Origin of the sequence: Micromonospora sp. NPDC051006, assembly GCF_044456245.1 — a bacterium.
Classification (GTDB): Bacteria; Actinomycetota; Actinomycetes; order Mycobacteriales; family Micromonosporaceae; genus Micromonospora.
On the sequence record NZ_JBITFP010000052.1, the window covers coordinates 1 to 1223 of the forward strand.

At 55.7% G+C, this 1223-nt stretch carries 2 rRNA genes; both read left to right on the forward strand.

From position 1 onward, the window contains the following. Positions 1 to 1020 (forward strand): 23S ribosomal RNA (locus ACIBBA_RS33550); the annotation flags it as partial. Between the two features lie 82 nt (positions 1021 to 1102). Beyond that, a 5S ribosomal RNA gene (gene rrf, locus ACIBBA_RS33555) occupies positions 1103 to 1219 on the forward strand. The last annotated feature ends 4 nt before the right edge of the window (positions 1220 to 1223 follow it).

The following is a 1223-nucleotide window of genomic DNA, read 5'->3' on the forward strand; positions in this document are numbered from 1 at the left end:
GAGAACTTAAGCGCCAGTAAACGGCGGTGGTAACTATAACCATCCTAAGGTAGCGAAATTCCTTGTCGGGTAAGTTCCGACCTGCACGAATGGCGTAACGACTTCCCCACTGTCTCAACCACAGGCCCGGCGAAATTGCATTACGAGTAAAGATGCTCGTTACGCGCGGCAGGACGGAAAGACCCCGGGACCTTTACTATAGCTTGACATTGGTATCCGAATTAGCTTGTGTAGGATAGGTGGGAGCCGGTGAACCATCAACGCCAGTTGGTGGGGAGGCAATCTTGAAATACCACTCTGGTTGATTTGGGTATCTAACTTCGGACCGTTATCCGGTTCAGGGACAGTGTCTGGTGGGTAGTTTAACTGGGGCGGTTGCCTCCTAAAAGGTAACGGAGGCGCCCAAAGGTTCCCTCAGCCTGGTTGGCAATCAGGTGTTGAGTGCAAGTACACAAGGGAGCTTGACTGTGAGACTGACAGGTCGAGCAGGGACGAAAGTCGGGACTAGTGATCCGGCACTTGCGAGTGGAAGCGGTGTCGCTCAACGGATAAAAGGTACCCCGGGGATAACAGGCTGATCTTCCCCAAGAGTCCATATCGACGGGATGGTTTGGCACCTCGATGTCGGCTCGTCGCATCCTGGGGCTGTAGCAGGTCCCAAGGGTTGGGCTGTTCGCCCATTAAAGCGGTACGCGAGCTGGGTTTAGAACGTCGTGAGACAGTTCGGTCCCTATCCGCCGTGCGCGTAGGATACTTGAGAAGGGCTGTCCCTAGTACGAGAGGACCGGGACGGACGAACCTCTGGTGTGCCAGTTGTCCCGCCAGGGGCACGGCTGGTTAGCTACGTTCGGAAGGGATAACCGCTGAAAGCATCTAAGCGGGAAGCTCGCTTCAAGATGAGGTATCCCACCCACTTTGTGGGGTAAGGCCCCCAGCTAGACGACTGGGTTGATAGGCCGGAAATGTAAGCCCGGTAACGGGTTCAGTTGACCGGTACTAATAGGCCGAGGACTTGACTACTAAGCTGCTACGCGTCCACTGTGCAACTCCCGACAAACGAACAACAACCCGTGTGGTGTGTTGTTTGATATGTCGATAGAGTTACGGCGGTCATGGCGGAGGGGAAACGCCCGGTTACATTCCGAACCCGGAAGCTAAGCCCTCCAGCGCCGATGGTACTGCACTCGGGAGGGTGTGGGAGAGTAGGACGCCGCCGGACAATC